This window comes from Neisseria sp. P0021.S005 (assembly GCF_051956955.1).
Genome location: NZ_JBQCWY010000407.1, coordinates 1 through 2,710, shown reverse-complemented (window position 1 = coordinate 2,710; position 2,710 = coordinate 1). Strand labels below are relative to the sequence as shown.

The 2,710-nt window shown below is 52.1% G+C and carries 1 protein-coding gene and 1 pseudogene; both read left to right on the top strand.

Features of this window, described 5'->3' with window-relative positions:
- Positions 1-2,102, top strand: a 2,102-nt coding sequence (glgB, locus tag ACTHUE_RS14850; RefSeq protein WP_440423884.1) for a 1,4-alpha-glucan branching protein GlgB, incomplete at its 5' end; no start/stop codon positions are given.
- A gap of 145 nt (positions 2,103-2,247) precedes the next feature.
- Positions 2,248-2,710 (top strand): annotated as a pseudogene (locus ACTHUE_RS14845) (glycogen debranching protein GlgX); the annotation flags it as partial.

Sequence of the window (2,710 nt, the reverse complement as noted above, 5' to 3'; positions counted from 1 at the left end):
CAGAGGGCGATGAAGTGGTACGCGTTTTGATTCCCGGCGCAGTAAGCGTGGATATCGTGAACCGCCGCAGCGGCGAACTCATCGTGCCGTCTGAAAAAATTGATGAACGCGGTTTCTTTGTGGCCGTTTTGCCCGATGATGCGCCCGATTACGCTTTGCGTATCCGTTATACCGAAGATTCCGAGCCAGTGATTGAAGAAGACCCTTATCATTTCAGCTCTGCGTTGCAAGACATGGATTCTTGGCTGTTGGCCGAAGGCAAGCACCTGCGTCCTTATGAGGCTTTAGGCGCGCATTTTGCCGAGTTGGACGGCGTGAAGGGCGTACGTTTTGCCGTATGGGCGCCAAATGCGCAACGCGTTTCCGTTATCGGCGAATTTAATAACTGGGATGGCCGCCGCCATGTGATGCGTTTCCACCGCGACAACGGCATTTGGGCCATCTTTATTCCTGCCGTCAAACTCAATGCCCTCTACAAATTTGAAATCCGCGATGCCAACGGCGATGTGCGCGAAAAAGCCGACCCGTATGCCTTCGGTGCGGAACTGCGCCCGACCACGGCATCTATCGTGCGCGGTTTGCCTGACGAAGTGGAAGAACCGGCTTTCCGCGCTCGCGCCAATGCCATTGATGCGCCCATCAGCATTTATGAAGTGCATTTGGGTTCGTGGAAACGCAATCCGGAAAACAATTTCTGGCTGACTTATGAAGAGCTGGCCAAAGAACTGGTGGCATACGTCAAAGACATGGGCTTTACCCATATCGAGTTTTTGCCTGTTTCCGAATATCCGTTTGACGGCTCATGGGGCTATCAGGCAACCGGTTTGTATGCGCCGACCAGCCGTTTCGGTTCGCCGGAAGAATTGCGCGCATTGATTAAAGCCGCACACGACGAGGGTATCAGCGTTATCCTCGACTGGGTAGTCGGCCATTTCCCAACCGACGACCACGGCCTGGCCAAGTTTGACGGCACTGCGCTGTACGAACACGCCGACCCGCGCGAAGGCTACCACCAAGACTGGAACACCCTAATTTACAACTTTGGCAGAAACGAAGTGAAAAACTTCCTGCAAGGCAACGCCCTGTATTGGATAGAACGTTTCGGCTTTGACGGTATCCGCGTTGACGCGGTTGCTTCCATGATTTACCGCAACTACTCGCGTAAAGACGGCGAGTGGATTCCGAACCAATACGGCGGCCATGAAAACCTCGAAGCCATCGCTTTCCTGCGTGATACCAACACCATGTTGAAAGAGGAAGTTCCGGCTGCGACTGAAATCGCCGAAGAATCTACTTCGTTCGCCAACGTCACCCGTCAAGAAGGTTTGAATTTCAGCTTCAAATGGAATATGGGCTGGATGAACGATACCTTGCGTTACATGATGGAAGACCCCATCAACCGCAAATATCACCACAACAAAATGACTTTCGGCATGATGTACCAGTACAGCGAGAACTTCGTCCTGCCGCTTTCTCATGACGAAGTCGTACATGGCAAACGCTCGCTACTCGGACGTATGCCCGGCGACTGCTGGCAACAATTTGCCAACCTGCGCGCCTACTACGGCTTTATGTACGGCTTCCCCGGCAAAAAACTCTTGTTTATGGGCAGCGAGTTTGCGCAAGGCCGCGAGTGGAACTACAACGAAGGACTGGATTGGTTCTTGCTGGAGCAAGAGGGCGGCTGGCACAAAGGCGTACAAGACTTCGTGCGCGAATTGAACCATGTCTATAAAGACAACGCGCCGCTTTACCAATTAGACCAATGGCCTGAAGGCTTTGAGTGGCTGGTTGCCGATGACGGCGACAATTCCGTATTCGTTTTCGAGCGCCGCGACCGTGAAGGCAACCGCGTTATCGTCATCAGCAACTTCACGCCTGTAGTGCGCGAAGGCTACCGTTTTGGTGTGAATTCTGCCGGCGAATACCGCGAAATCCTCAATTCAGACGACCTGCATTACAAAGGCAGCGGCGTTTCTGCCGGCGCAATGGTGGAGACAGAAGAAGTTTGGTCGCATGGCAAACCAAACTCCCTGTCTGTTACCGTACCGCCGTTGGCAACCGTGTACCTGTATCAGGCGGCAGTCAAAGACGAAGCGTAAATCAACTTTGAGGGTGGGCATCATGTCTGCCTAATCAGCTGAAAATTAAAAGATAGTGATATCAATATGATTCAAGGCCGTCTGAAAGATTTTCAGACGGCCTTATATTGGACACGAAACCAAATACATACCAAGGAATCATTCTATGACTGCCAAATCATGGCATATCGAGGAAGGCAAGCCTTATCCCATGGGCGCGACCCTGACGAGCAAGGGCGCGAATTTCACCTTGTTTTCCATCAATGCCGAAAAGGTCGAATTGTGTCTGTTTGATAAGGATAAAGAAACCCGTTTGGAGATGCCTTCGCGGCGCGGTTCGGTATTTTACGGATTTGTGCCAGACGTTAAGGCAGGGCAGCGATACGGTTTTCGCGTGTATGGACGTGAAAACGCAGAATACGGCTCATGTTTTAATCCCAACAAATTGCTGATTGACCCGTATTCCAAAAAAATTGACGGCAAACCAAGCTACCGTACCGCTGAAGAAATGGCATGGTTCAGGCCGGAAGATGAACGCGACAATGCCGCCGTTGCGCCGAAAAGCGTCGTGGTCGGACGCAGCCGATTTAATTGGGCCAAAGATTGCCGTCCGGAAATACCGTGGGGCA